Consider the following 25706-nt stretch of genomic DNA (forward strand, 5'->3'; position numbering starts at 1 on the left):
ACCTAGAATGGCCAGTGTCGGTGTTCCCACGGAACTTAATAGAGAATCCGCCGCGGCTTGCCGCGAACCGGAACTGCCCCCGCAACTGTAGGCGGCGAGCGATGCTCTTTGATGCCACTGGACACAGAGTCTGGGAAGGCGAGCTAGCCATGACCCGTCAGTCAGGAGAACTGCCGATATATTACTTACATCGAGCGAAGTGGCTCGGTCAGTATTTTCTGCCCGAATGCGGAGCTCATCATGCACGGGAGTGTACATGATGTTGAGATTGACCACGGCCGTCGCCGCGAGCGCTGTTGGCCTTGCACAGGCGGCTTACGCCTCCACCGACTACCCTCTTACGCTAACCAATTGCGGCGTTGACTTCAGTGTGACGTCGTCCCCCGAGCGAACAGTGACGGTGGGGCAATCGGCCACAGAGATCCTCTACTCGCTAGGGCTCGCTGATCGAGTGAATGGTACCTCGGTTTGGTTTAATCCCGTTTTGCCACAATTTGCTGAGGCTAATGAAGGGATCGAGCGGATCGCCGATGACGACCCGAGCTTCGAGGCCGTAGTAAATAAACGGCCTGATCTGGTGGCGGTGCAGTATGAGTGGCACGTGGGCCCCACCGGCAGTGTCGCCACCCGTGAGCAGTTTCATGAGCTGGGTATTAATACCTATATTATGCCCGCCGATTGCGATACCAAGGATAACTCTACCGGCGGCGATGGCACCCGCACCGCCGCCTTCTCGACTGACTCCATCTATAAAGGGATCACCGAGTTAGCCGCGATCTACGATGTTCAAGACGCTGGCGAGGCGCTGATAACCGACCTTGCCGCCCGCGAACAGCGCGCTATCGACTTGGCGAGCAGCCTTGATTTACCGGAAGACTTATCGGCGGCATTCTGGTTTTCATCGACAGACCTGGGGGTTAGCCCTTTCGTGGCGGGGCAACTGGGGGCACCGGGGTATATGATGGAAAAACTCGACATTCGTAATATCATCGAGTCTGACGAAGAGTGGCCCACGGTGGGCTGGGAAAGCATCGCCAGAGCCGATCCCGATGTGCTTGTTATCGCCAGCATGGATCGCCGCCGTTTTCCTGCCGACGACATTGAAGCAAAACGCGAGTTTTTACGCAGTGACCCGGTCACCCGGGAGATGAACGCGGTTAAAAATAACCGTATCGTCGAGATGGACGCCCACGCCATGAGCGCCACCATGCGCACTATTTACGGCCTTGAAACACTTGCCGAGTCACTATCCAATATGTCGTTTAACGAATGAGCATAGCGCTAACGAGGGCTTCCTCCGCACACTTCGGGTTGCGCTGGCTATGGATAACGCCGCTCGTGCTTGTGACGGCACTGATCGCGGGCACCGCCATCGGCGAGACGCCGATTCCCGTGGATACCATTGTCAAAGTGCTCACCAACCAGCTAATAGGAACGGATTACCCGGTTGACCGAATCGACGCGGGCATTATTTGGAACTATCGTCTCAGCCGCGCCGTGGTTGCCGCCTGTTGCGGCACCAGCTTGGCCCTGGCCGGGGTCGTGCTACAGGCGCTGCTGCGTAACCCCTTGGCTGACCCCTACTTGATGGGTATTTCCGCTGGGGCTTCTACCGGGGCAGTCGCGGTGGCCGTCGCCGGACTGGGCGCTGGAGCGCTTTCGCTCTCTTTGGGTGCCTTTGTGGGCGCCCTGCTCGCCTTCGGCATCGTGGTCATGCTCGCCCATGCAGCCAACAGCGGTGTGGGTGGCGGCCGCGGCGTTCAAGCCGCGGGGGCGATTATTTTGGCGGGTATTGCAGGCTCGCAGCTGTTCAATGCGCTGACCGCTTTTATCATCACCAAGTCAGCAAGCGCCGAGCAGGCCCGGGGCATCATGTTTTGGCTGATGGGCAATCTATCCGGGGTACGCTGGGCCGATGTATCCTTGGCGGTGCCTGCTGCGCTGTTCGGGCTGCTGGTTTGCCTGTGGCACCGGCGCTCCCTGGATGCATTTACCTTCGGCGCCGACAGCGCCGCCTCCATGGGCATCGCGGTGCGCCCGGTGCGTGGAATGCTGATTATCGCCATGGCACTGGTCACGGCCGTGATGGTGTCTATCGTGGGAGCGATTGGTTTTGTTGGCCTGGTGATCCCTCACGCGATGCGTTTTATCGTGGGGAGCCGCCATACCCGACTGGTACCAGCAACCGCTCTGGCAGGCGCCGTGTTCTTGATCGGCTCGGATATTCTTTCCCGGGTGCTGATATCCGGCCAAGTACTCCCCATCGGGGTGATTACCTCACTGATCGGCGCGCCCGCTTTTGCGCTGATTCTGGTTCGCGGCAAGAGGTCTTAATGCGATTAACGGCTGAACAGCTTGCGTGGTCAGTACACGGCACGCCACTGCTTGCTGACGTCAATCTTACCGTCGAGCCCGGCCAGACCTTTGGACTGGTGGGGCCGAACGGCTCGGGGAAAACCTCCCTGCTGCGTCTGTTGGCGGGATTGAACAAACCCAAGGCAGGACGGGTGTTGATGGATAGCCAGCCCCTGCACACGCTCAAGCAACGGGCTATCGCACAATCCGTTGCCTTGGTGGAACAGCAGGCGGACACTACCGACCGCATTACCGTGCACCAAGTGGTATCACTGGGTCGTACACCTTTCCTTTCCGCGTTGCGTCCCTGGTCAACGGAAGATGATGCCATCGTGGCGCAGGCGCTGGCAGATGTGGATATGGTGCACATGGCCAATCGCCTTTGGCATACCCTCTCTGGCGGTGAGCGCCAGCGAGTGCATATTGCCCGAGCGCTGGCACAACAGCCTAAAATTCTGCTATTGGATGAACCCACCAATCATCTGGATATTCGCCACCAGCTTTCGATTCTTGAATTGGTCAGGCAACTACCGATCACGGTGGTTATCTCACTGCATGATCTTAACCAAGCCATGGAGTGTGACCGCATCGGCGTCATGGATGGCGGCCGCCTGATCGATAGCGGCCTCCCCCAAGACATACTCACGCCTAACAGGCTACAACAGACCTTTGGGGTATATGCCCATGTGATCGATGATCCTGTCGATGGCAAGCAAGTCATGCGTTTTCACAGTGCGATTTAGCTAGCTCCTAGTCTGCTAGGAAAAATGCCCGGTTACCGACAGCGCAAACTTTCGTGCCCCCGGCGCTACAGTCCTCATTCACCGAAAAAAATGCCAAACCACACTGTGATCCGTGCCCATACTCCACAGAAGTACGACGACGACAAGCAGCGCCTCCAGCACCAAAACACCGATACCCAGCGTCGTGGTCGACAGAATAAACCCCTGCTTATGACTGATTCCCAGAAAGCTGGGCGTTCCTTTGTAGAGCAGATAGGTGCTATAGAGCAGGCCGATCACCATCCCTAGCACACACAACCAGAAAACCGGATAGAGCGCAAAAACGCCGCTGAGGAACATCGGGGTCGCAATATAACCTGCGAAGATAATACAGTCGCGGCGGCTAGGTCGATTCTCAATACGGCGGGCCATCCAATGGATCACACTCCCCACCACCCCCACAGCCATTAGCATCAGCGCATAAAAAGCCACGCCTAAGGCAATACCGTTGGCAAGGGAGACTTTATAGGTTGCCGAACCACCATAAGTCCAGCCTACCTGGGTGGTGCCTATCAGGGCACAGACAACAGGAACGGCAGCGAGTAACAGGACATGGTGAGCATAGAGATGACTGACAGACTCATGCTCCTCACTGATCTTATACCACTCCCGCTCAGGATGATGGAGAAGCCCCCAAACATGATTGACCATAACGACCTCCCGTTTTTGTGGACACGCTATTGTTAGGATCAGACGATGATCGATCGGATCAACAAGGTTCCGAATCATTTTTAGTGTAGAACACAAAATCATTTTCGGAGGTGAGGATTTTTCTTTGCTAAGGTGGGGTAGCTCATTCTATTCATTGGTGGAGTTCATATGCGTATTCTGTTCACCGGCGGCAGTGGCAAAGCTGGTCGCCATGCGACCGCTTATCTTCGCGATCAAGGCCACCGCGTCACCAATTTGGACTGGGTGGCATCTGATGTGCCCGGTATTACTACCCTGAAAACCGATCTGACCGATGCAGGGCAAGTGTTTAATGCTTGCCAAGCCTACGCTGGGTTCGATGAGCTGGAACCCGGCACCGGCGTGCCGCGTTATGATGCGATAGTCCACTTCGCGGCCATACCAGCCATTCTGCATCGGCCGGACAACGAGACCTACCGCATCAATACCCTAAGTACCTACAACATTCTTGATGCCGCCACCAAGCTGGGCATTCCCAAGGTTATCTTCGCCTCTAGCGAGACCACCTACGGTGTCTGCTTCGCTGATGGCGAGCAAAAACCCGACTACTTGCCCGTCGATGAAGAGCACCCCACCGTGCCTCAAGATAGCTACGCCATGAGTAAGGTAGTTAACGAAGTAACGGCACGCTCCTTCCAGGCGCGCTCGGGCATCGACATCTACGGCCTGCGCATCAACAACGTTATCGAGCCCCACGAGTACCGTCAGGATTTCCCAGCTTACATGGATGATCCCGCCCTGCGCCGCCGCAATATATTCGCCTACATCGACGCTCGCGACCTGGGCCAGATGGTCGATTGCTGCCTGAAAACAGATGGCCTCGGCTACCAGGTGTTTAACGTCGCCAATGACGAGCTGTCAGTGGGCCTGACCAACGCCCAGGTGATCGAACGCTTCTACTCCGGCGTACCTATCAAGCGCGAAATGGATGAATTCGAAACCTTCTACTGCATCGAAAAGGCCCGTCGTCTGGTCGGCTTTGAACCACGCCACTCCTGGCGGGAAGAGCTGAAGCAGTGAAGCCAACCTGAAAAATAAGTGGTCATGTCAGGTTCTGTGAACACTTCATCGTGGCTCACGCGGAAACATCAACAGACTCTATATAAAAACTAATTGAAGTTGGTGCGATCACAGAGGTATTACCATCTATTTCTTTTCAAATGTTGAGCCCCGAATGAATACTGACCACTCACCAAATGCGCACCTTGAACAATGGGAAAATGCAAAAAATCCAGTGGTATCGATGTCCAAAGAATACCCTGCGGGCCATCATATTCTTCCGCACCAACATCAGCGCGGACAGTTGATATATGCCAGCGCAGGTACTATGAGACTAAGAACTTGCGATGAGTATTGGTTGTTACCTCCCTTTCGTGGCGTATGGATGCCCCCTTATGTAGAGCATGAAATGACTGCCAGCACATCGGTTTCTTTACGGACATTATATGTAAATGTCGAATCATTCACCTTAAGCTTACCTAATCACCCAGTAGGTATTGGTATCACTCCCCTTTTGCGGGAACTGCTGATCAGAGCCTCTTATTTCCCGATAACTTACCATCCTGACAGTTTTGAAGAACGTTTACTGAGACTAACATTGGAAGAAACGAAGCATGCATTCGAGTGTGGATTAAAGCTTCCCATGGGTAGAGATAAGCGTTTAAAAAAAATATGCGATACGTTACTGGAAAATCCTGGGGATGTACGTTCATTGGCAGATTGGGCCAATGAAGTCGGAGCAACCACTCGGACGTTAACCCGGCTATTTCGCAGCGAGACAGGTATTTCTTTCATTCAATGGAGGGAGCAGGTACGCATCGTCAGTGCAATTTTGGGTTTAAGCACTGGAGAACGTGTTAGTCAAGTTGCTGAAGAGCTAGGATATGCTTCTCAAGGTGCTTTTACTGTTATGTTCAAGCGTGTAACGGGAAAATCCCCACGAGAGTATTTGAACGACCTGTCCCGTTCTCAAATAAAATTGTCGTGTATGGAAGAATAAAATTCGAATGAGATTGATATTGTTCCTCTACTTATTGAAATAACAGGTAGAGGAATATATGAAGCTTTCGTTAAAACCGCTGACTGACCACTATTAATTTCTAATAATCGCGTCCACGTTTCTTTCACTTAGCCACTGAGCTATTTGGTGTGCATAGTAACTAACTATGATGTCAGCACCTGCACGTTTGAAACCTGTCATGACTTCCATGACGGTTTCTTTTTCATCTAAAGCACCAGCTAGCGAACCGAATTTGATAGCGGCATATTCACCTGCTACTTGGTAAATAGCTAAAGGAAGGTCAGTGCGATTTCGAAGTTGGCTAACCACGTCTAAATATGGCATACCAGGTTTCACCATCAGAATGTCAGCCCCTTGTTCCTCATCTAGACGGGCTTCAATCATAGCCTGACGGCCATTTGCATTATCCGCTTGATAACCTAGACGATCACCTCCAAGCTTACAGTCAACTGCGGAGCGAAAAGGGCCATAAAAAGCGGATGAAAACTTCACTGCATGGGACAGTATGGCAACCTCAGAATAACCAGATTTATCCAGTGCATGCCGTATTGCCCCCACCTGCCCATCCATCATAGATGATGGCGCTAACATGTCAGCACCTGCTTGAGCAGCAACAAGGGACTGCTTAACTAAATTTTCAACAGTTTTGTCGTTGTCAACTTTTCCTTCTACAACTACTCCACAATGACCATGTGTGGTGTATTCACAGAAACAAATATCTGGAATAACCAGCATATCGGATCTACATTCTTTAATGATACGGATCATGCGTGCCAGCAATCCATTATCGGAAAGGGTATCACTGCCAAGACTATCTTTATTATGAGATATACCAAATGGCATGACGCAACGAATACCTAGGCCATAGAGTGACTCTACCTCTTCACAAAGTAATGCTTCAGGTATTCGATAAATACCTGGTAGCTCCTTTATAGGAGTACGCTCAATTGTACCCTCTTCGATAAATATAGGTTGTACCAAATCACTCAAAGTTAAAACGTTTTCTTTAACAAGTTGACGAAATTCATTATTTTGACGCAATCGGCGGGGACGATGAACCATACTCATGCAACTGCCCTTACAAAATTAAGACCCATGGCCTTTCTGGCTTCATCGGGGTTTGAAACGTCAAGCACAACTTCTTCAGGTGTATAAGAAACGTTTGGATTTTTTCGACGTGAAGTTGTTCCACTATTTACTGCAGCGGTGATGATGAATTTTTCCATTCGTGACGCCTTCTTTATACAGGTTGATAACATAGTTCACATTATCCTCCGCAGGTTCGACGAATGACTTTTCCACTTGAGACATAAATTGGTTAGAAAAGGAAAAATATGTGTAAATAAATTAGCTAATAATTAATGATTTTTTTCAACTTTTCACTCCACGCAATAAGTAAAAAACCTTACAGTGATGCAGCATGACTGAGAAAGTGATGAAATCATTACCATTATTCCGGCTAATATGACGCTTGGTTTCTATGTATCTAAGAATAAACTTGAATGACGGGCCCTAATCGAGATTACGGCTAGATTAAGCTTGTATCACCCCTTCACCGGCACAAACACCGGTGCGCCATCCACCTCTACCACTGCTAGCTTTTGGCGGTAGAGATCTTCCAGTGCGCTGGGCACCAGCATGTTATCCCGCGAGCCCCAGCACGCCTCGCCATTGGGATAAAGCAACAGCACATGGTCGCACCAGCGGGCAGCAAGGTTTAGGTCGTGTAAACACATGATGACCGCCTGCCCCTGAATGGCCTGTTCTGCCATTAGCGCCATCACGGCACTCTGGTGATGAAGATCCAGATGGTTGGTGGGTTCATCCGCTAGCCACACATTGGGCGCTTGCGTCAGCACCGTGGCAATCGCCACCCGCTGGCGCTCGCCACCGGAAAGTGTGCTTACCAAGCGGTCACGCAGGTGTGCAACATCCAGGCGCTCAAGGGCGGCTTCCGCTCGGGCGTAGTCTTCAGCCCGCTCCATCTGCCAAGGCGATAGATAAGGGTGACGGCCAATCAGAGCGGTTTCCAACACCGTTGCTGGAAACCCATCCTGGCGATCTTGAAATACTAACCCCAAACGCTGAGCAACATGGCGGCGGCGCAGCTGGCCAAGCGCTGAATCGTTGAGCTGAACACTGCCTGAACGTGGCGCATGCAGGCCAGCTAAGGTGTGTAATAGCGTCGTTTTACCCGCCCCGTTAGGCCCTAACACACCCCACACCTGCCCTGGTTCGATGGTTATATTAAGCGGCGTACCGCCTTCGCGGCCAGGCACATCGATGATGAGATCACGGGTAGCCAGTACGCTCATCAGCGGCTCCGGTAGAGCAGAAACAGGAAGGTAGGCACACCCAATAGCGCGGTGATTACCCCTACGGGCAACTGCTCCGGAGCGATCATCGTGCGCGCCAGGGTATCGGCCAACACCAACAGCGTGCCACCCGCCAGTGCGCAGGCGGGCAGTATCAGCCGCTGATCATTGCCTAGCAGCAAACGCAGCATGTGGGGTACCACTAGACCGACAAAACCAATGCTGCCTGCGGTAGTAACGGCAGCAGCAGTCAGCAGGCTGGCGGCAATGTAGATACACCACTCCAGCGGCCTAACCGCAACGCCCAGCGCGGCGGCTTGCTGCGGGCCACGGGCCAGTACATTCAGGCTACGCCCGAGCGGAATCAGCACCACGCAGGTGGCCAGTAACAGCAGTAGCGGCGGCCAAGGCGTGCGCGCATAGGAGAGATCGCCCATGAGCCAGTAAAGCATACCCGGCAGGCGTTCGGCGGGGCTCAGCGCCAGCATTAGTGTAATTACTGCCCCCCACCCCGCCGCGACCACCACACCGGTGAGCAGCAACCGCGAAGGCGTCCAGCCGCCGCTGCCGTGGGCCAAACCAAAGACTAAAAACGTTGAGAGCAGTGCACCGCCAAATGCCGAGCCTGAAATCGCCAGCCCGCCTAGTCCACCCAGCATGGCTGCTAGTGCGCCAATCGAGGCGCCACCGGAAAGACCAAGCACGTAAGGGTCTGCCAGGGGGTTACGCAGCAACACCTGCATCAACGCACCGGCTACCGCCAGTAAACCGCCTACAGCAAAAGCCGAGAGCGCCCTGGGCAAGCGCAGATCAATCACCATGGTGCGCGCTAGTGCATCGCCCTGGATACTGTTACCCACCACCACCTGCCAGATTTGAGCCGGTGAAATCTGCGCGCTACCGACACCAATGGCGATGATCAGCGAAGCCAAGGCCGCTAGTAATAGCAGGCTAAGCGGCAGTCCCAGGCGTGCGAGCATTAGCTGCGCTCACGTTTTTGGCGGGCGATATCGAGCTTCTCACAGAGGAGCTGGGTGCCCTCCATCAGTCGCGGCGTGGGCCGTTGAATCAGTGAGGGCGGCACAAAAAAGAGGTTATCTTCCGCAACCGCCGTCAAGTTGGGATACTGTTCCCAGTGCGTCAGCCAGTGGCGATTCTCTTCCCCCATGCCACCGGCAACAATCGCTTCAGGATTGGCTGCCAACACGGCTTCATCATCGATACGCGGCACCAGGCGTGCCTGATCGCCAAACACATTCTCACCGCCACAAATCTCAACCACTTGGCCGATCAGGTGCTGGTCGTTAACGCTCATTAGCGGCTCATCCCACACTTGGTAAAACGTGGGTACCGGCTCCCGGTCTCGATAGCGCTCTTCAAGGGCGTTCATGGTATTGCGGAAATTGTCGGCCACTGCTTGTCCCGCTGTTTCTGTGCCTGCCAACCTTGCCAAGCGCTCAATGGCGCTGGCCACGCCTTCTACATCGCGGGGCTCGATATAGAACACTGGCATGCCTAAGGCTTCAAGGGTTTCAAGCTGTTCGGCGGGGTTACCCGTCACCCAACCAATCACTATATCGGGTGCAAGTCCCACCAGTTTTTCTAAATCAATTCGGGTATGGCTGCCCACCGACGCCACTTGTTTGGCTTCCGGGGGATAGTCGCTATACGAGACGACGGCGACCACTTGATCTCCTGCGCCAGCCGCATAAGTCAGCTCGGTTGCGCCAGGCGAGAGCGTAGCAATGCGCTGAGCAGCATTATACAGACAAACCTCACGGTCACGATCATCCACTGCGCAGCGCGAGTGCTCGTGTGCCGGGGCAGCGGACGCCATCAGCAGTAGTGCGAGGCCCAGGGCCCCGCGCGCAACACCACTTTTTCTATTGGCCAAAGTGAACACTCAAGAACCCTGCTCGGCCAGCGTTGATGTAATCACGGGTGGTTGAATACTCTTTATCAAAGGCATTTTCTAGCGTAACACGAGCGCTCCAGAGTGGCGCAAACTGCCAGCCAGCGCGCAGGTTAACCAGCCCATAGCCTCCTAAACGCTGGGTATTGGTGGTGTTATCGTAACGGTAACTCTGCGCTACTAGGGAGCCCCCCAACGACCAATCGCCAAGTTCCCTATCTGCATCCAAACGCACACTCTGGGTGGCCCGGCGGGCTAATCGATTGCCGGTTGCCCGGTCTTCCGGATCCAGGTAGGTGAAGGCAGCTTGGAGTGTCCAGTCGTTGACCTCTACGCCGCTTGACAGCTCAGCCCCGCGTATACGCGCGCTGTTAACGTTTTGCGGCGCCCATAAGCCACTCGACGTTGGCGCCCAGGCAATCATGTCGTCGTAGTCGTTTTGAAAGGCGGCCAAGTCCCAGAACCACTGGCTGTATTGGCCGCGAACGCCCACCTCGACGGTTTCAGACTTTTCTGGATTGAGATCAGGGTTACCCGAATCCGGCCAATAAAGGTCATTAAAGCTCGGTGCTTTAAACGCAGTGCCTACACTGGCACGCAGCGTGTGGTAGTTATCCAGATCGTAGCCCAGCGCCAAGCTGCCGGTGACTTCATCACCATAGGCTTCGTTATCGTCATAACGCAGGCTTGCTTGAATGGCGAACGGCGAAAAGTCGAGTAACCCTTGGGTAAACACTGCTTTGTTATCACGGCTGGTAACGTCAAAATCGTTGGTGCTTGAAACGCGGTCTTCGCTGATTTCAGCGCCAGCGATCAACTCATGGGCACCAAACTGAATGTTGTTCTGCCAACGGGCGGTTTGCGTGCGGGTATCAATAACGGAGGCGCCGAAATTATCGATTGTGTCCAACTCATCGCGGGCTTCGCTAAGGGTCAGTCGACTCTGCCACGTATCAGTTACCGGCAACTCAGCGTAGACGCCTGCTACCTGCTGGACGAAGTCATTCTCTCCACCGTCATATTCGTTGTTACCACGTGCGCGCAGTGCCAACACGCCAACTTCAGCGCCACTCTCAAAGGTATGCGCAACGCGGGCTAGCGCTGAGGTATTGTCGTAGCCTTTGTCTTCACCACCCCGACGAATGGGTTGGCCATCGGTATTGAAATGGCTAGCGGCAAAGCTGTAACGCGTGCCCCCCTCGCGCCCTGAAACGCCTGCGCTTAACCGCTGGGTATTGAATGAACCACCGCCGACTGAAATTCTCGGTTGCGGCCCCTCTTCATCACCATCAGGGGTAAAAAGCTGTATCACGCCGCCGACGGCATCCGCTCCGTAAAGACTACCGCGGGGGCCGCGCACGATTTCCGCACGATCAAACATACGCGGATCCAAGTACTGAAATGCAGCACCGCCCGCCGTGGCGGATCGTAGCCGGATACCATCAATCATGAGCACGGAGGCATCGCTGGGCGCACCGCGTAGATAAACGCTGCTACTTTTGCCAAAGCTGCCGTTACTCGTGACATCAACGCCCGGCTGGCCGCGCAGAAGATCCGTCAGGCTGGTGGGGTCTTGGCGGCGGAAAGTGGCTTCATCCAGCACGCTAACGGAAGAGAGGCTTTCATTAGCAGTGCGGGGCGCTAACGCAGCGGTAACGACGACAGGATCAAGCGTGGCCAAATCGGTCGTTGTTTCGGCGTATTGGGCTTCGGCTTGGATGTGAAAGGCTAGCGGTAAAGCAGCCATACTAAACGCCGCCCGTTTGGCGGTGGTGTGGAAACGGTGGTTCATGTGAGACCCCTTGCTCGTGTGCTCACCCGCACAGCGCATTTTTTTGACCGAACGGAGGATCAAACAAGGGAGTCTCGGTCGCGCTGTATGATCGCATCGCGCCACCGTTAATCGCCCTGAGAGCACCCACCGCGCCTCGGCATATATCGGTTCAGGTTGAACCATTACTCTCGGGCCGGTCTCCGGGCTGACGAGCGAAAGGCAGCATCTAACAATGCGCCTTTCCGAACGACCACCTTCCCGTGCGTTAGCACAGTGGCGTCTTAGCCGTTCTTATCTCGATCACCGTTGCGGGGGCAGCGTTGGAATCACGCAAGGCGTTCACCAACTTCCCGTTTCACTAGCGGCTTTAATCCACCGCCAGCACCTGAGAGTGGGCGTAAGCTAGCAACTTGCCCAAGAGAGGTCAATTCATGATGAGCTGCTAGAGTAAAGGCAGTGCACAGAACAGGAGACGGCCATGATCGATTTCTCGGCAGCCGGTGTGCCACGCTGGTTAAAGCTGGCTTTTACACTGTGGATCCTGGTCTGGGCACCAAGCTACGTAGTGCTGCTGGGAGCGCAGAACTTCTTTTGGCTGTGTAACGTGGCGAGTTTTCTGCTGCTGGTGGCGCTGTGGAGTGAACACCGCACCCTGATGTCGATGCAATGGCTAGCGGTGGCGCTAGTCGGCAGTTTATGGAGCCTGGACGTCGCCACGGCGGCGTTCACTGGCGTGCATCCTATCGGCGGCACCGAGTATATGTTTGACCCGGAGCATCCACCCATGGCGCGAGCCATGTCGCTCTACCATGTGGTGCTACCACTGGTGGCGGGTATCGGCATAGCCAGGCTTGGCTATGCACGCCGCGCCCTGCTTTGGCAGACCCTGCTAACCTGGATTGTGGTGCCATTGACCTATCTGCTTACCGAAGCCGGGCGCAATATCAATTGGGTGCATGGGCCCTTCGGCCAACCCCAGGACAGCCTCAACCCGTTGCTCTATCTGTTTCTACTCTCGCTGCTCTGGCCCGTAATAGTCTACCTGCCAGTGCATCTGCTGATGATTGGCTGGCAGCGCTGGCGGAGCCAAGCTTAGCTAAGGAACCTCTGATTAACGTGATGAGCGCAGGCCAGACAAGGCAAAAATCAACGAAAAAGCGGAGTTTACAGGTTGTAAATGAGCATTTTGAGGCGATTTTTAACGCTGTATGGTCAAGCGCAGTAGTTAATCAGAGGTTTCTAACTACTTAACCGCCATTACCAACCCATGCCGGACATACCACACATGCTCAGCTTGAGTAGTGGCATCCTGAACGAACCAGCCATTGAGGTCACGTAAGCGACGCTGTTCGGGCTGCATGGGCACAATCCCACGGCCAACTTCGTTGGCAATGATGATTAACGGTGCGTTTAGCTCTTCGGCGCGCTGGCAGAGTGCTGCCATATCGCTCTGCCACTGCTGGCGCAGGGCATCGTTATCGTCACGCTCAAGTGCAACGCTAAGCCACTCAAGCACACCTGTGATAACAAGCGGCGTATCGGCTACCAGTGCTTGCTGGCTATCGCTGAAGGGCTTAGCAGCATCAAGCCGCCACCCGTTTGCGGTGGGAAAGCGTGCGGTTACAGCGTCACGTTTGCCAGCGCAGGCACCGCCGATGAAGAGCTGCATTGCCATTCCCCTTTTCCATGGTCGTCTTGCTGATAAATAAGCTGCCAGCGCCTGCCTTGGGCTTGGAGCACGGTACCGTCCCAGAAATGAATCGTTTCAAAGCGGCGGCGCAGCTCACGAATCACGCCACCATGGGTGACGGCCAGAATCTTTTTATGGCCGTCGACGCGGCCATTCGTAGCCAGGTCATGCAACCAAGCGTCTAAACGCTCACGCAGTTGGGCCGCCGATTCTCCGCCGGGAATTTGCAGTTCGCCCACGCTATCAATCCAGGCACGGTAATGGGGTAAGTCTTTCAGCTCATCGTAAACTTTGCCTTCGTACTCGCCAAAATCGAGTTCACGCAGGCGTTGCTCAAGTACAAGCGGCACGCCAGCCTTGGCGACATCAGCCCACTCCAGGGTTTGCTGGCAGCGGCTAAGATCGCTTGAATAGATAGCATCGAACCGCTCATTCGCCAGTACGTCGCGCAGTTCCAGCAACCCTGCTTCAGCATCAGGAAACAGCAGCGGAATATCCTGCTGGCCTTGATAACGGCGCTCTAAATTCCAAGCGGTGATACCGTGGCGAACTGCCACCAGCTCCACAGTAAGATCAGTAGCCAAAGCTCTCCTCCTTCGATGGTGGCGCCTACCATATCGCCGTTAATGCCGTTAAACAGTCGCAACATTAGCCAGCGGATTAGTAACACGAACACAGTAACCGTAAGCATCATCAACACTATCGCGGGCGCTAACAGGGCTATCAGCATGATCGGCACCAACGCTAGCGCCACATCCTGACCGCTAAGCGATTGCTGCCAGCTCCACGCCAAGCCCTTCTGCTGGGCGCAGGGTGTTAGCACCAGTAACGCAACGCCAGCCCAGCGCCCTAGCGCAGGCAGCATCAACAGCCACCACAAGGGAGCCTGATAGGCCAGCAATGCCCATAGCAGAATGCCCTTCCAGGCGAGTAAAAACACTAGCGCCAGCATTCCAAAGCTGCCAATTTGTGGGTCTTTCATGATCTCCCAGCGGCGCGCCAGGGGCTGATTGCTGCCCAGAGCATCGGCGATGTCCATTACGCCGTCAAGATGCAAACCACCGGAAAGCGCTACCCACACGCTTAGTACCGCTAAAGCGGTGATAGGCGTGGGAACGTTGTGCATAGCCAACGCTGTTAGCATCAGCAAGCTCCCTATCATCAACCCCACTAATGGATTGGCCCGCACTGCCCAGCGACGGGTGTCAGGCGTCCAGGGAACGGCTATTGGAATCGGAATCCGGGTCAGAAACTGCAGCGCCAGCAACACACCGAACAAGGCATTTTTCAAACGTTTACCTCCTTCTCATGCTTCCACTGCCGATGCTTCCACTTAATGGCACAGCCTGCGACGACTTCGAGTACAGAATCGGCCTCTGCCACTATCCAGCAGTGAGCCCGCTGTAGAAATGCCAGATAGCGCCAGGTTTCAGCATCCGTAGGCGGCAGAGCTTCGTTGATATCATTGGAGACAATCACTAGATAAAGGCTACGCGCGCGGGCATCAGCCAGTGCGTTTACTAGCAACGCGAAGCCTTCTTCTTCGCTTAGTTTACTGGCGTACAGGACTTGGCTTGCCCATAGCGTTAAGCAATCCAGCAGCACGGCGCCACCATCAGGCACCTTGGCAATCGCTCGATCAATATGCAGCGGTGCCTCTAGCGTTTTCCATTGAACGGTGTGCCACTGCCCTTGCCTGGATTGACGATGACGCGCCACCCGCTCAGCCATCTCGTCGTCGTATATGTCTGCGGTGGCTAAGTAGTAACAGGGCGAACTGCCTGCTGCACTCACTGCTAGCTGCTCGGCGATATCACTTTTGCCGGAACGCGCCCCGCCGCTAACAAAGACAATCATGCAGTTCCTTTTTCCAAAACATTTTCTAAAACATGTTTCAACACGCTTATCAGCCGTCGATTAGCAGGGGCATCGCGCAGCGCTACCCGCAGCCAATCACCATTGAGCCCGGCAAAATTATGGGTATGACGCACTAAAACACCCCGGCGTAGGAGCTGCTCAAACAACGCATCACTGGTGATTGCCTGCGCGGCACAGGGCCGGATAAGAAAAAAACAAGCCTGGCTGGGCACGACTTCCAGCCCTAGTTGAGCAAGCGCCTCAGCCATGCGCGAGCGCTCGCTGGCCAACCACCGCTGGGTGCGCCGGGCAAAGGCATCATCTGCCAGCAATGGTGCCACCAGTTCAGCCGCGAGGTGATTGACACTCCAAGGTGGCTGGTGAGCCTGTGCCGCTTGAACCGTGGCCGCATCCGCCAGCAGGTAGCCCAGCCGGAGCCCCGGCAGGGTATAAAATTTGGTCATTGAGTGGAGCAGCAGCAGATGCGGGTAGCGCGCCAGTAGCGGCACCAACGACGACGCTTGTGACGTCTCACCCACCATGTCGATAAAGGCTTCGTCGACCACAACGCGGCAACCCATCGCAGCGGTGTAATTCAACAGGTCTTCCATTGCTGAAATATCGATAAGCGTAGCGGTCGGATTATTGGGGCGGCATAGAAACAGCACATCAATGTCGTTAAGCCCAGCCGTTAGCGCGTCTATATCCACCGTGAAGTGCGGCGCGGGCAGCTCGATCTCACTGATTGAAAGCCGATGGGCACGGCAAGCGCGGGCATACTCGCCAAAGCTCGGGGTAATAATCGCCGCTCGCTTACCTGCATGCAGCGCGGCGGCGAGGAAAATTGCCTCAGCGCCACCGTTGGTGAGCAGTACCTGTTCGGGCTGAAGCTGGTGATGGGTGGCGATGGCCTGACGTGCAGCGGCGTAATCCGGCGCGGGGTAGCGTTCAAGACCTGCCAGTTGCTTAGCCAGCCAATCGCTAACCCACGCCGGAGGCCCCAAGGGGTTAAGGTTGGCACTAAAGTCGTCCAGGCGGTGATCGGCGGGCAAGCCGAAATGGGCCAGCAGTGTCTCGGCCTGGCCGCCATGGCTGGGCCATGGAGAGCTGGGCCATGGAGCGTTGGGCAATAGAGGAGTACTCATAGCGATCCTCGCAGCATAAACATCAATCCAACTATTACCCCAGCAAGCAGCAACATAAACAGTATCCAGGCGCCGTGCATTAAACGAAGTGTGGTGCTGATATGGGCAACACGCAGTTGCTCAAGCGGCTCGCCCAAGGTCGCACGGTGTGAGACCTCGCCTCCATAGAAATTGGTGCCGCCCAGCTGCACGCCGAGCAAACGGGCCACCATGGCTTCTGGCCAACCGGCGTTGGGGCTGGGGTGGCGCGGAGCATCGCGGAAGGTGCCCCACAGTGCGCCTTGCCAACGCAATCGTACAACACCTGAAAGACTTAATAGCAAGCCTGCAAGCCATAGACACAGCGCGGTTAAGCGTGCGGGTACCCAGTTAGCTAGATCGTCTAGCTTGGCAGAGGCAAAGCCAAAATCGGCATAGCGCTGGTTTTTGTAGCCTACCATCGAATCAAGAGTATTGACTGCCTTGTAGGCCAGCGCTAGCGGCGCCCCGCCGATAAGCGCGAAAAATAGCGGCGCGGTGATGCCGTCAACGGTATTTTCCGCCACGGTTTCCACCGTGCCCCGAGTAATCTCCGCTTCGTCTAGATTTTGCGTATCGCGGCCGACAATCATCCCCAGCGCCTTGCGGGCAGCAGGCAAATCGCCTTGAGTAAGCGGTTGGATCACGGCGCGGGCCGCATCGCCCAGACCTTTGATCGCCAGCGTAGTAGAGAGCAGCCAAAGCTCGGCGATCAGCGCTAGCCCTGGGTGCAAGCGTTCCAGCAGCGCCAGCGTTAGCCCGCTAATACCCCATACACCACCGACGACAATAATGGTTAGCAGGAAGCCACTAACTTTGCGCTGCTGTGCAGTTCCACGATTCCACAGCCGCTCAAAAGCACTGATAAAGCGCCCCATCAGCACCACCGGATGTGGCAGCGAGCGCGGATCGCCAACCACTAAATCAATGGCGGTCGCGAAGATGATCAGAACAATACCGCCAAAAGTGGCGCCTGGGATCATGGTGATGCCTTATCGCTAACACCGGCATCGGTAAAGGTAGCCATTTCCGCCACCATCGCTGTCGCCGCTTGCAGCAATGGATACGCCAGCGCAGCACCACTGCCTTCCCCTAGCCGCATGCCCATATCGAGAAGCGGCTTGGCCTCCAACGCTTTTAATGCCACATCATGGCCTGGCTCCTGGGAGCGATGACCAAAAATCAGATAGTCACGAACGGCGGGGCATAGACGGCAAGCGGTTAGCGCTGCGACGGTGGCAATAAAGCCATCCACAATGGCCGGTAAACGCTGGGCTGCTGCTGCCAGATAAGCACCGGTCATAGCGGCTATTTCCAGACCACCCAACTTGGCCAGCACCTCTAAAGGCACCTGAGGGTCAGCGCTGCGCGCAGCAATAGCGCGTTCAATCACCGCCACTTTGTACGCCTGCTGCTGAGGGTTAATCCCGGTTCCGGCGCCCACCACGCTTGCCACTGACTCACCCGTCAGCACCGCCAACATTGCGCTGCTGGCAGTGGTATTGGCGATGCCCATTTCACCCACCATAATGCACTTTGCACCTGCCCTTTTTGCTCGATTAACGGCCGCAATACCCACATCAATCGCGGCTATGGCTTGATCACATTGCATCGCGTCTTCTAACACCATATTGGCGGTGCCATGGCGCACCTTGGCGGAGGTCACCCCAGGCAGTGTTAAAGGCGAAGCAACGCCCACATCCACAATCTCGACCTGCGCGCCTATCTGACGGGCGAAGACATTAATCGCCGCCCCACCGTTGGCAAAGTTGGCCACCATCTGAGCGGTCACTGCTTGGGGGAAAGCTGACACCCCCTCATCAGCAACTCCGTGATCGGCGGCAAACACAACCACCGCAGGCGGCGTCACGCTGGGCTTGAGTTCACCGGTTATGGCGCTCAGTTGAATAGCCAGCTCTTCCAAGGCACCCAAACTACCTGGCGGCTTGGTCAACGTATCCAAGTAACGACGCGTTTCTTCACCGGCATTGAGATCAACTGACTGAATGTGGTCAACAATGGCGTGCATGCAGGCTCCAGCCCACTAGGGGTCATCAAACATTCAAAGGCAAAGCGCAAAATGGTAGCAAAAGCCTGAGTGCTATACTTGCTATTTCATTAGCGGGTCTTCCACCCTGTCAGGATGTTAAGGCTTTATTTAGATATTTCGCGTGGCGTATTTGCCACCTCACATTCGAGTAATAAAACTACAAATGTGGTTTTTATTGCCGTAAAGTCTCTTATTTCGACGCCAAAAAATGTAAAATAACTACAAGCTTCACTCACCGTCTCTATCATGCAGAGGTCCCTATGCCGAGCTCAACACCTGCTACGTTAAACCCCACCGTTGCTGAGGTTACCCAGCGCATTCGTGAGCGTTCTGCTGAGCGTCGCGCCCTCTACGAGCGGCGCATGGCTGACCAGCACAAACGTGGCGTGCACCGTGCTGAGCTAAGCTGCGGCAACCTGGCTCACGGTTTCGCGGCCTGTAACCCGCGTGATAAAAACGAACTCAAGCTAATGAATAGCGCCAACCTGGGCATTATCTCGTCCTACAACGATATGCTCTCGGCGCACCAGCCGTTTGAGACGTTTCCTGAAACGATTAAAGCAGCCGCCAGTGCCATGGGTTCTACCGCCCAGTTTGCCGGTGGCGTTCCGGCCATGTGTGACGGTGTCACCCAGGGCCAGCCGGGCATGGAGCTATCGCTGTTTTCCCGGGATGTGATTGCCATGGCCACCGCCGTAGGTCTCTCGCATAATATGTTTGATGCCGCGCTGTATCTGGGCGTGTGCGACAAGATCGTGCCGGGTCTGTTTATTGGCGCGGCGCGTTTTGGCCATCTGCCCGCCATGTTTGTACCCGCGGGCCCCATGCCCAGCGGCTTACCCAATAAAGAGAAGGCGCGCATTCGCCAGCTCTATGCCGAGGGCAAGGTCGGCCGTGCTGAGCTGCTCGAAGCCGAGTCTGACTCTTACCACAGCCCCGGCACCTGTACGTTCTACGGCACCGCCAACTCCAACCAGCTAATGATGGAGATGATGGGCCTACACCTGCCCGGCACTTCTTTTGTAAACCCAGGCACCGAAATGCGCGAAGCGTTGACGCGCTATGCCACCGAGCAGGCGATCCGCAACACCGAACCCGGTGGCGACTACCGCCCGTTCTATAAGCAGATTGATGAGCGCGCGATTGTTAACGCCGTGGTGGGCTTGCTGGCTTCCGGTGGTTCAACCAACCACACGATGCACCTGATCGCCATGGCCGCCGCTGCGGGCATTACCCTCAACTGGGACGACTTCACCGACCTTTCGGCGGTCACCCCCAGTCTGATGCGGGTTTACCCCAACGGCCAGGCAGATATCAACCACTTCCAAGCAGCGGGCGGCATGAGTTACCTGTTCCGCGAACTGCTGGGCGCGGGCTTGATTCACGGCGATATTCCCACCGTATTCGGCACCGACCTAACCGCCTACACCCAAGAGCCGTTCCTTGAAGATGGCAAAATCGTTTGGCACGAAGGCCCCGAAAAAAGCCTTGATGAAGACGTGCTCAGCCCGGTAGCGACACCGTTCGCGCCGACGGGTGGCTTGACGGTCATGAAAGGCAATCTGGGTCGCGGTGTGATCAAAGTCTCCGCAGTGACGGAAGAGCATCGCGTGGTAGAAGCGCCGGTGAAGATCTTCGAAGATCAAAACGAAATGAAAGCCTCCTTCGAATCCGGCGACTTGGATCGCGACGTGATTGTGGTGGTTCGCTTCCAGGGACCCAAAGCCAACGGCATGCCCGAGCTGCATAAGCTAACCCCCTTCCTGGGCGTACTGCAGGATCGTGGCTTTAAAGTGGCACTGGTCACCGATGGCCGCATGTCGGGTGCATCAGGCAAAGTACCCGCCTCCATTCACATGAGCCCCGAAGCCCTGGACGGCGGCCCGCTGGCCAAACTGCGTGATGGCGATATTGTACGTCTGGATGCCAACGCCGGTACGCTCGAAGCCAAAGTCGACCCCGCCACCTGGGCTAAACGGGAACTGGCCATTGGCAACCTGGATCACTACCACGTGGGCTTGGGTCGCGAGCTGTTTGGGGGCTTCCGCCACCTGGCCATGCGCGGTGAAGAAGGCGCTGGTGTATTCGGTGGCTTTGAAGCCGATGATCTCGCCCGTCAGCAGGGGCAAATCTCAGAAGAGGATGCCTGATGCGACCGGCACTCATCGGCGATATCGGGGGAACCAACGCACGCTTGGCGCTGGTCTCTCCCGGTGAAATAACCCCGCACGATATATTGAACCTACCCTGCGCCGACTACCCTGGCGTCGTGGAAGCGGTGCAGGATTATCTGGGGCGCGTGGGCGCCACCGGTGACAACGCGCCCCAAGAGGCGTGTTTAGCCTTCGCATGCCCCGTTCACGCTGAACGGGTCAAAATGACCAATAACCATTGGGATTTTTTGAAAAGTGACGTTCAGCAACAGTTGAATCTAGCGCTATTCAAGGTCATAAACGATTTTACCGCCCAGGCGCTGGGCGTTCCCCATGTGGCATCCAGTGATTTGGTCGAAGTTCAGCCGGGGCAAACCCAGGCACACTCCACACGCTTAATTATCGGCCCAGGCACTGGGCTGGGCGTTGCCGGGGTATTTCCTGGACAACACGCCTGGATTCCGCTGCCCACCGAAGGCGGACACGTCACCTTTGCCCCCACGGACAGTACCGAGCAGGCACTGCTGGATGTATTTCTGCAGCGCCACAAACGGGTGAGCGTAGAACGCATCTTATGCGGTCAGGGTTTATTGGAGCTTTATCAAGCCTACTGCACCCTTGAGGGAGTTGAGCCGCACTTAACTAGCCCAGCCGAGGTGACCACAGCGGCCAATGAAGGCGATAGCCTCGCCACTACTGCCCTGCTGCGCTTTCTAAAAATTCTTGGCGATGTGTGCGGCGACGCCACCTTGACCATGGGCGCAAGGGGTGGGGTTTATCTATGCGGTGGTATTCTCCCGCGCTTGCTTGAGTGGCTGCCAAAAAGCGAGCTGCGCGCCGCCTTTGTCAATAAAGGCCGTATGGGCGCTTATAACGCTGACATTCCCGTGTGGGTGGTGACTGCGCCCTGGACGGGCCTGTTAGGTGCCGCCGAAGCACTGCATAACGAAGAGGTTTTCTGATCACAACTTCTAACAACATCAATACGGAACCTGCTATGCCCGCCGCCACCTTTGATGTGCCGCTTTTACTCGGCATGATGCGTCTGCACGAAACACCCGCCATGCACGAACCCGAGCGATTAGCAGAATGGATCGAAGCGCGCCTGGAGCAGGGCCTTAACTGGTTTGACCATGCGGACATTTACGGCAGCGGCCAAGGAGAGACGCTTTTTGGCGCCGCGCTACGGGCGCGCCCTGCCCTGGCTCAGCGGGTTAATGTCGTCACTAAAGCGAGTATCGCTAACGACAACCCCGCCCCCGGTTCGGGTAAGGTAAAGCACTACAACGCTAGCCCTGCTTATCTTAATAGTGCCATTGATGCCTCACTTGTGCGTTTGAATGTCGAACGCCTCGACCATTTCCTGATTCATCGTCCCGATCTGCTGATGAACGCAGAAGCGACCGGCCGCGCGCTGGACGACGCCATTGAAGCAGGCAAAATTGGCGCTGCAGGGGTTTCCAACCACCTGCCCAGCCAGTGGCGGCGCTTGCAGGGCGCCATGCATCACCGCTTATCAGCCAACCAAATCGAGCTCTCGATTACCCACACAACGCCGCTGTTTGACGGCAGCTTTGATGAACTATGTGCCGATGACCACGCCCCCATGGCGTGGTCGCCTCTGGCAGGCGGGCAACTGATGCAAGGCGCCGTTGGCGAATGTTTGGCTAAGTGGGCGACAAAGCTTGATAGCTCCCCCAGCGCTTTAGCGCTGGCATGGCTGCGTAGTCTTCCTAACTCGCCAGTACCGGTGATTGGCAGCATTAAACCTGACCGAATCAGCGACATGCTAAAGGGCCCTGCCACGCTACCCCGAGAAGTGTGGTATGAATTGCTGGAAGCCGCCCGCGGCCACTGCGTGGCATAAACCCGTCTTTGCAAACAATTACACTAAGGAGCCAATAATGACGCCAGTTATCGCGTTTGGGGAAGCGCTGGTTGATATGCTCTCCAGCCGTTTAGGGGCGGCTACAGATGCCCAGGAAACCTTTACACCCTACGCCGGTGGTGCTCCCGCTAACGTGGCGGTCGCCTGCGCCCGCTTGGGCGTTCCTAGCCAATTTTTAGGCATGACGGGCGACGATACGTTCGGGCATTTTTTGGTGCGTGAACTCAAAAGCCACGGTGTCGACACCAGCGGCGTGGTATTTACCCAAGAAGCCCGCACGGCGCTGGCGTTCGTTTCCCGGGATGACGTGGGCGAACGCACTTTTGATTTCTATCGCCCGCCCGCTGCTGACCTGCTTTATCGCCTTGAGCATTTACCCCATGGCGTATTCGAGAACCCTGCCATTCTGCACTTGTGCAGTAACAGCCTAACCGACCCAGAGATCGCCGACGTTACCCTGGCGATGGCCACCATGGCCAAGCGCGCAGGCTGCCTGGTCAGTGTAGATGCCAACCTACGCCACAACCTGTGGCCCGGCGGCGAAGCCGATGCCAGCTTAGTCACACAGCTGCTAGACGGCGCTGAGCTGCTCAAGCTCTCCCAGGAAGAGCTCGACTACTTGCGCGCCGATCATCCTGCAGAATCGTGGCTTTCAGAGCGGCTTGCGGCAGGGGTAAAAGTTATTTTGATTACCGACGGCCCCAATGATGTCGTAATCAAAGGCGTCGGCATCGACCAGCGCATTGCGCCACCCAAAGTGGAAGCGGTCGACACCACCGCCGGGGGCGACGCCTTTATTGGCGGGCTGTTGGCGGAGCTCTCGGCCCACGGCATCAATGAACACTGGCAGAGCGATACGGATTTTCTACTCAGCGCAGTGAATACCGCCTGCCGCTGTGGCGCCCATGCGGTCACCCGGCCAGGCGCTTACGCAGCGCTGCCAACGCGAGCGGATATTGGCTAAGCAAGTAAAGCTATAACCCATTAACAAATGGCGCGTCCCACACAGGCGCGCTTTTTTTATGCTTCCTAGGGGGCGACTCGTCGCCAATCTAATTCGGACTTTTGTCTAAAGCGGCTCGCTTGTGGAAATGTCAGACATTTACTAGACTAGGGTTTATCCAATAAAGAACAAGAGATGACCGATGACGCTGGACGCTCTACCGCCCCACCAGGGTGGCGCTGAACAGTTAGCCCGTTTACTCGCCCAAGCGCTGCTGGCAGGCCATTGGCAGCCAGGTGATGTTTTCCCCCGTGAGCTGGATATCGGTAAACACTTTGCCGTTAGCCGAAACCAAGTGCGTAACGCACTCACCAGCCTCACCGCTGCGGGTTTATTAGAGCGCACCGCGGGCCGTGGCACGCTGGTTCGCGAGATGGGCGATTGGCATCTACTCGACCCACTGATGAGCGAATGGATGACCGGGCTGGTCAACCTTGACCCGCAGTTGGTAAGGGCCATTTACGCCTTTCGTTTTTCTGCTGAACCGGTGGTCGCAGGACTCGCTGCCCAGGCAGCTCAGGCTGAAGACATAGAACGTCTGGAGAGCGCCTATGCAGGCATGGAGAGCAGCGCAGGCAGTGTTGAAGCGCGTGCTGAGCATGCCGAGTACGATGTCGCCTTTCACGACGCCACCTACCGGGCCAGCCACAATTTAGTCTGGCGGCAAATGGGCCATTTATTGCGCCCTTCGATCATGGCGCTAATACATCGCTCGCAACACCGCACGGACACCCTGGACGACAGTCTCGCGCGCCACCGCCAGGTACTTGACGCTATCCGCAGCCACGATGCCAGCGCCGCAGAAACCGCCGCCAGAGAAGTGCTGCGCCGCACGGCTATCGACCTTGGCATCGTCAACTGACAATTACTCAATGAATACTTTCTATTCAGAAGGATGACCGAACATGAAAATTACCAAACTCAAGACCTGGCAAGTCCCCCCGCGCTGGCTGTTTCTCAAGATCGAAACCGATGAAGGCTGCTACGGCTGGGGCGAACCGGTGGTTGAAGGCCGTGCCGCTACCGTTGAAGCCGCCGTACACGAGCTTTCCGACTACCTGATCGGTCAGGATCCGCACCGCATTGAGCATCTTTGGAACATCATGTACCGCGCCGGTTTTTACCGCGGCGGGCCGATTCTGATGAGTGCAATTGCCGGTATTGATCAGGCACTGTGGGATCTTAAAGGTCGCGACCTGGGTGTGCCCGTTCACCAGCTGTTAGGCGGTGCCGTGCGCGACAAAATGCGCATGTATGCCTGGACGGGCGGCGACCGCCCAAGCGACGTAGGCGCTGGTGCCAAAGCGCTGGTCGAAAAAGGCTTCACGGCTTTTAAAATGAACGGCACCCCCGAGCTGCAAATCGTCGACTCACACCGCAAGGTCGATGAAGCCGTTGCCCGAGTGGCAGAAGCCCGCAACGCCGTTGGGCCAGATGTAGGCATCGGCATCGACTTTCATGGCCGCGTGCACCGCCCTATGGCCAAAGCACTGCTGCGCGAGCTAGAACCCTTTCACCCCATGTTTGTGGAAGAGCCGGTCGCCCCTGAACATCTGCCCTGCTTGAAAGATATTGCCGGTGGTTTGGGCTACCCATTGGCAACTGGCGAGCGGCTGCATACCCGCTTCCAGTTCCGGGATTTGCTGGCCGACGGCATGATCGACATTATCCAGCCGGATATTTCCCACTGTGGCGGCATTAGCGAAGGTCTCAAAATCGCCGCCCTGGCCTCCGCTTATGACGTCGCCTTAGCGCCCCACTGCCCGCTCGGCCCGTTAACCCTGGCCGCCTCTTTACAGCTGGATGCGGTCAGCCACAACGCCTTTATCCAAGAGCAGAGCATGGGCATTCACTACAACCAGGGCAACGACGTCCTCGATTACCTGGTCGATAAATCCGCCCTCGCCATTGAAGACGGATTCTGCGCCATTCCCCAAGGCCCAGGCCTGGGTGTCGAGATCAACGAGGAGTTCGTTGAGGAGCGCGCCAAGGTGGGCCACCGCTGGCGCAACCCGGTCTGGACTCATGAAGATGGCTCTATTGCGGAGTGGTAA

General features: G+C 56.0%; 26 protein-coding genes and 2 riboswitches. Of the genes, 12 read left to right on the forward strand and 14 right to left on the reverse strand.

What is annotated here, in order from left to right:
* The first annotated feature begins 1 nt into the window (after position 1).
* Positions 2-192: riboswitch (cobalamin riboswitch) on the forward strand.
* A 64-nt stretch (positions 193-256) separates the two neighbouring features.
* The 3 genes from K7H09_RS10625 to K7H09_RS10635 are packed head-to-tail and all read left to right on the forward strand — an operon-like array spanning position 257 to position 3098.
* Positions 257-1273 carry an ABC transporter substrate-binding protein gene (locus K7H09_RS10625; protein ID WP_141440937.1) on the forward strand — a complete coding sequence of 339 codons (1017 nt, stop codon included), beginning with the start codon at positions 257-259 and terminating at the stop codon, positions 1271-1273.
* A complete protein-coding gene (locus K7H09_RS10630; protein ID WP_141440936.1) occupies positions 1270-2334 on the forward strand; it encodes a FecCD family ABC transporter permease in 1065 nt (354 codons plus the stop codon). The genes K7H09_RS10625 and K7H09_RS10630 overlap by 4 nt, the downstream gene beginning before the upstream one ends.
* The gene (locus tag K7H09_RS10635; RefSeq protein WP_141440935.1) at positions 2334-3098 is read left to right on the forward strand and encodes an ABC transporter ATP-binding protein; all 765 of its coding nucleotides are present in this window, start codon (positions 2334-2336) and stop codon (positions 3096-3098) included. Before K7H09_RS10630 ends, K7H09_RS10635 begins: the two co-directional genes overlap by 1 nt.
* A gap of 78 nt (positions 3099-3176) precedes the next feature.
* Here the strand turns inward: K7H09_RS10635 and K7H09_RS10640 are convergent, their stop codons facing one another.
* On the reverse strand, positions 3177-3788 hold the full coding sequence (locus tag K7H09_RS10640; protein WP_022523063.1) for a Yip1 family protein: 612 nt from the start codon (positions 3786-3788) through the stop codon (positions 3177-3179).
* Positions 3789-3956: 168 nt separating this feature from the next.
* Between K7H09_RS10640 and K7H09_RS10645 the strand changes: the two genes are divergently transcribed.
* Together K7H09_RS10645 and K7H09_RS10650 are read left to right on the forward strand one after the other, a co-directional pair.
* Positions 3957-4847 (forward strand): NAD-dependent epimerase/dehydratase family protein, encoded by an 891-nt coding sequence (locus K7H09_RS10645; RefSeq protein ID WP_230804617.1) that lies wholly within the window; start codon positions 3957-3959, stop codon positions 4845-4847.
* A gap of 154 nt (positions 4848-5001) precedes the next feature.
* Positions 5002-5826 carry an AraC family transcriptional regulator gene (locus K7H09_RS10650; RefSeq protein WP_230804619.1) on the forward strand — a complete coding sequence of 275 codons (825 nt, stop codon included), beginning with the start codon at positions 5002-5004 and terminating at the stop codon, positions 5824-5826.
* A gap of 93 nt (positions 5827-5919) precedes the next feature.
* Here K7H09_RS10650 and hemB read toward each other — a convergent pair whose 3' ends face one another.
* The 6 genes from hemB to K7H09_RS10680 all read right to left on the reverse strand — a co-directional run bounded on the left by hemB (position 5920) and on the right by K7H09_RS10680 (position 11866).
* Positions 5920-6915, reverse strand: coding sequence for a porphobilinogen synthase (gene hemB, locus K7H09_RS10655; RefSeq protein WP_208797086.1), 996 nt, complete (start codon positions 6913-6915; stop codon positions 5920-5922).
* Entirely contained in the window at positions 6912-7073 is a 162-nt protein-coding gene (locus K7H09_RS10660; protein WP_208797087.1) for a hypothetical protein, read from the reverse strand. Before K7H09_RS10660 ends, hemB begins: the two co-directional genes overlap by 4 nt.
* 318 nt (positions 7074-7391) lie before the next feature.
* Entirely contained in the window at positions 7392-8162 is a 771-nt protein-coding gene (locus K7H09_RS10665; protein ID WP_141440932.1) for an ABC transporter ATP-binding protein, read from the reverse strand.
* Complete coding sequence (locus tag K7H09_RS10670) at positions 8162-9142, reverse strand: FecCD family ABC transporter permease (protein WP_208797088.1); 981 nt, start codon at positions 9140-9142, stop codon at positions 8162-8164. The genes K7H09_RS10665 and K7H09_RS10670 overlap by 1 nt, the downstream gene beginning before the upstream one ends.
* A complete protein-coding gene (locus K7H09_RS10675) occupies positions 9142-9999 on the reverse strand; it encodes a cobalamin-binding protein (protein WP_269063984.1) in 858 nt (285 codons plus the stop codon). The genes K7H09_RS10670 and K7H09_RS10675 overlap by 1 nt, the downstream gene beginning before the upstream one ends.
* A 46-nt stretch (positions 10000-10045) precedes the next feature.
* Positions 10046-11866: a TonB-dependent receptor domain-containing protein gene (locus tag K7H09_RS10680; RefSeq protein ID WP_230804621.1), complete on the reverse strand. Its 1821-nt coding sequence runs from the start codon at positions 11864-11866 to the stop codon at positions 10046-10048.
* A 156-nt stretch (positions 11867-12022) separates the two neighbouring features.
* Positions 12023-12252, reverse strand: a riboswitch (cobalamin riboswitch).
* Between the two features lie 74 nt (positions 12253-12326).
* Between K7H09_RS10680 and K7H09_RS10685 the strand changes: the two genes are divergently transcribed.
* Positions 12327-12944, forward strand: a complete 618-nt coding sequence (locus tag K7H09_RS10685; protein WP_041158606.1) for a hypothetical protein — start codon at positions 12327-12329, stop codon at positions 12942-12944.
* Between the two features lie 147 nt (positions 12945-13091).
* On the opposite strand, the gene K7H09_RS10690 is transcribed toward K7H09_RS10685, so the two are convergent.
* From K7H09_RS10690 to cobT, 7 genes are read right to left on the reverse strand one after another with little or no spacing between them, the layout of a single operon-like run.
* Complete coding sequence (locus K7H09_RS10690; RefSeq protein WP_041158607.1) at positions 13092-13517, reverse strand: bifunctional adenosylcobinamide kinase/adenosylcobinamide-phosphate guanylyltransferase; 426 nt, start codon at positions 13515-13517, stop codon at positions 13092-13094.
* Positions 13469-14122 (reverse strand): histidine phosphatase family protein, encoded by a 654-nt coding sequence (locus tag K7H09_RS10695; protein ID WP_041158608.1) that lies wholly within the window; start codon positions 14120-14122, stop codon positions 13469-13471. Before K7H09_RS10695 ends, K7H09_RS10690 begins: the two co-directional genes overlap by 49 nt.
* Positions 14059-14829 (reverse strand): adenosylcobinamide-GDP ribazoletransferase, encoded by a 771-nt coding sequence (cobS, locus tag K7H09_RS10700; protein ID WP_141440929.1) that lies wholly within the window; start codon positions 14827-14829, stop codon positions 14059-14061. Before cobS ends, K7H09_RS10695 begins: the two co-directional genes overlap by 64 nt.
* On the reverse strand, positions 14826-15395 hold the full coding sequence (locus tag K7H09_RS10705) for a bifunctional adenosylcobinamide kinase/adenosylcobinamide-phosphate guanylyltransferase (RefSeq protein ID WP_041158610.1): 570 nt from the start codon (positions 15393-15395) through the stop codon (positions 14826-14828). The genes cobS and K7H09_RS10705 overlap by 4 nt, the downstream gene beginning before the upstream one ends.
* Positions 15392-16540: a threonine-phosphate decarboxylase CobD gene (gene cobD, locus K7H09_RS10710; RefSeq protein WP_052475637.1), complete on the reverse strand. Its 1149-nt coding sequence runs from the start codon at positions 16538-16540 to the stop codon at positions 15392-15394. Before cobD ends, K7H09_RS10705 begins: the two co-directional genes overlap by 4 nt.
* Entirely contained in the window at positions 16537-17541 is a 1005-nt protein-coding gene (gene cbiB, locus K7H09_RS10715) for an adenosylcobinamide-phosphate synthase CbiB (RefSeq protein WP_041158611.1), read from the reverse strand. Before cbiB ends, cobD begins: the two co-directional genes overlap by 4 nt.
* Positions 17538-18587, reverse strand: a complete 1050-nt coding sequence (cobT, locus tag K7H09_RS10720) for a nicotinate-nucleotide--dimethylbenzimidazole phosphoribosyltransferase (protein ID WP_041158612.1) — start codon at positions 18585-18587, stop codon at positions 17538-17540. The genes cbiB and cobT overlap by 4 nt, the downstream gene beginning before the upstream one ends.
* 281 nt (positions 18588-18868) lie before the next feature.
* On the opposite strand from cobT, the gene edd reads away from it, so the two are divergent.
* The 6 genes from edd to dgoD all read left to right on the forward strand — a co-directional run bounded on the left by edd (position 18869) and on the right by dgoD (position 25706).
* Positions 18869-20758 carry a phosphogluconate dehydratase gene (gene edd / locus K7H09_RS10725; protein WP_022523045.1) on the forward strand — a complete coding sequence of 630 codons (1890 nt, stop codon included), beginning with the start codon at positions 18869-18871 and terminating at the stop codon, positions 20756-20758.
* Positions 20758-21723, forward strand: coding sequence for a glucokinase (gene glk, locus K7H09_RS10730; protein ID WP_041158613.1), 966 nt, complete (start codon positions 20758-20760; stop codon positions 21721-21723). The genes edd and glk overlap by 1 nt, the downstream gene beginning before the upstream one ends.
* A gap of 35 nt (positions 21724-21758) precedes the next feature.
* Complete coding sequence (locus K7H09_RS10735) at positions 21759-22628, forward strand: aldo/keto reductase (protein ID WP_041158614.1); 870 nt, start codon at positions 21759-21761, stop codon at positions 22626-22628.
* Positions 22629-22665: 37 nt separating this feature from the next.
* Positions 22666-23613 carry a carbohydrate kinase family protein gene (locus K7H09_RS10740; protein ID WP_041158615.1) on the forward strand — a complete coding sequence of 316 codons (948 nt, stop codon included), beginning with the start codon at positions 22666-22668 and terminating at the stop codon, positions 23611-23613.
* A gap of 181 nt (positions 23614-23794) precedes the next feature.
* Positions 23795-24514 (forward strand): FadR/GntR family transcriptional regulator, encoded by a 720-nt coding sequence (locus tag K7H09_RS10745; protein ID WP_041158616.1) that lies wholly within the window; start codon positions 23795-23797, stop codon positions 24512-24514.
* A 43-nt stretch (positions 24515-24557) separates the two neighbouring features.
* Positions 24558-25706 carry a galactonate dehydratase gene (dgoD, locus tag K7H09_RS10750; RefSeq protein WP_041158617.1) on the forward strand — a complete coding sequence of 383 codons (1149 nt, stop codon included), beginning with the start codon at positions 24558-24560 and terminating at the stop codon, positions 25704-25706.

It is taken from the genome of Halomonas sp. IOP_14 (assembly GCF_021021315.1).
GTDB lineage: Bacteria > Pseudomonadota > Gammaproteobacteria > Pseudomonadales > Halomonadaceae > Vreelandella > Vreelandella titanicae.

Bases quoted from the DNA above. Each gene is read 5' to 3' on its own strand.
- edd (WP_022523045.1), top strand. From the start codon at position 18,869: ATGCCGAGCTCAACACCTGCTACGTTAAACCCCACCGTTGCTGAGGTT.
- K7H09_RS10670 (WP_208797088.1), bottom strand. From the start codon at position 9,142: ATGCTCGCACGCCTGGGACTGCCGCTTAGCCTGCTATTACTAGCGGCC.
- K7H09_RS10660 (WP_208797087.1), bottom strand. From the start codon at position 7,073: ATGGAAAAATTCATCATCACCGCTGCAGTAAATAGTGGAACAACTTCA.
- K7H09_RS10625 (WP_141440937.1), top strand. From the start codon at position 257: ATGATGTTGAGATTGACCACGGCCGTCGCCGCGAGCGCTGTTGGCCTT.
- cobD (WP_052475637.1), bottom strand. From the start codon at position 16,540: ATGAGTACTCCTCTATTGCCCAACGCTCCATGGCCCAGCTCTCCATGG.
- K7H09_RS10635 (WP_141440935.1), top strand. From the start codon at position 2,334: ATGCGATTAACGGCTGAACAGCTTGCGTGGTCAGTACACGGCACGCCA.
- K7H09_RS10735 (WP_041158614.1), top strand. From the start codon at position 21,759: ATGCCCGCCGCCACCTTTGATGTGCCGCTTTTACTCGGCATGATGCGT.
- K7H09_RS10640 (WP_022523063.1), bottom strand. From the start codon at position 3,788: ATGGTCAATCATGTTTGGGGGCTTCTCCATCATCCTGAGCGGGAGTGG.
- K7H09_RS10690 (WP_041158607.1), bottom strand. From the start codon at position 13,517: ATGCAGCTCTTCATCGGCGGTGCCTGCGCTGGCAAACGTGACGCTGTA.
- K7H09_RS10740 (WP_041158615.1), top strand. From the start codon at position 22,666: ATGACGCCAGTTATCGCGTTTGGGGAAGCGCTGGTTGATATGCTCTCC.
- dgoD (WP_041158617.1), top strand. From the start codon at position 24,558: ATGAAAATTACCAAACTCAAGACCTGGCAAGTCCCCCCGCGCTGGCTG.
- K7H09_RS10665 (WP_141440932.1), bottom strand. From the start codon at position 8,162: ATGAGCGTACTGGCTACCCGTGATCTCATCATCGATGTGCCTGGCCGC.
- K7H09_RS10685 (WP_041158606.1), top strand. From the start codon at position 12,327: ATGATCGATTTCTCGGCAGCCGGTGTGCCACGCTGGTTAAAGCTGGCT.
- cobT (WP_041158612.1), bottom strand. From the start codon at position 18,587: ATGCACGCCATTGTTGACCACATTCAGTCAGTTGATCTCAATGCCGGT.
- hemB (WP_208797086.1), bottom strand. From the start codon at position 6,915: ATGAGTATGGTTCATCGTCCCCGCCGATTGCGTCAAAATAATGAATTT.
- K7H09_RS10630 (WP_141440936.1), top strand. From the start codon at position 1,270: ATGAGCATAGCGCTAACGAGGGCTTCCTCCGCACACTTCGGGTTGCGC.
- K7H09_RS10650 (WP_230804619.1), top strand. From the start codon at position 5,002: ATGAATACTGACCACTCACCAAATGCGCACCTTGAACAATGGGAAAAT.
- K7H09_RS10675 (WP_269063984.1), bottom strand. From the start codon at position 9,999: ATGGCGTCCGCTGCCCCGGCACACGAGCACTCGCGCTGCGCAGTGGAT.
- K7H09_RS10745 (WP_041158616.1), top strand. From the start codon at position 23,795: ATGACGCTGGACGCTCTACCGCCCCACCAGGGTGGCGCTGAACAGTTA.
- K7H09_RS10645 (WP_230804617.1), top strand. From the start codon at position 3,957: ATGCGTATTCTGTTCACCGGCGGCAGTGGCAAAGCTGGTCGCCATGCG.
- glk (WP_041158613.1), top strand. From the start codon at position 20,758: ATGCGACCGGCACTCATCGGCGATATCGGGGGAACCAACGCACGCTTG.
- cbiB (WP_041158611.1), bottom strand. From the start codon at position 17,541: ATGATCCCAGGCGCCACTTTTGGCGGTATTGTTCTGATCATCTTCGCG.
- K7H09_RS10680 (WP_230804621.1), bottom strand. From the start codon at position 11,866: ATGAACCACCGTTTCCACACCACCGCCAAACGGGCGGCGTTTAGTATG.
- K7H09_RS10705 (WP_041158610.1), bottom strand. From the start codon at position 15,395: ATGATTGTCTTTGTTAGCGGCGGGGCGCGTTCCGGCAAAAGTGATATC.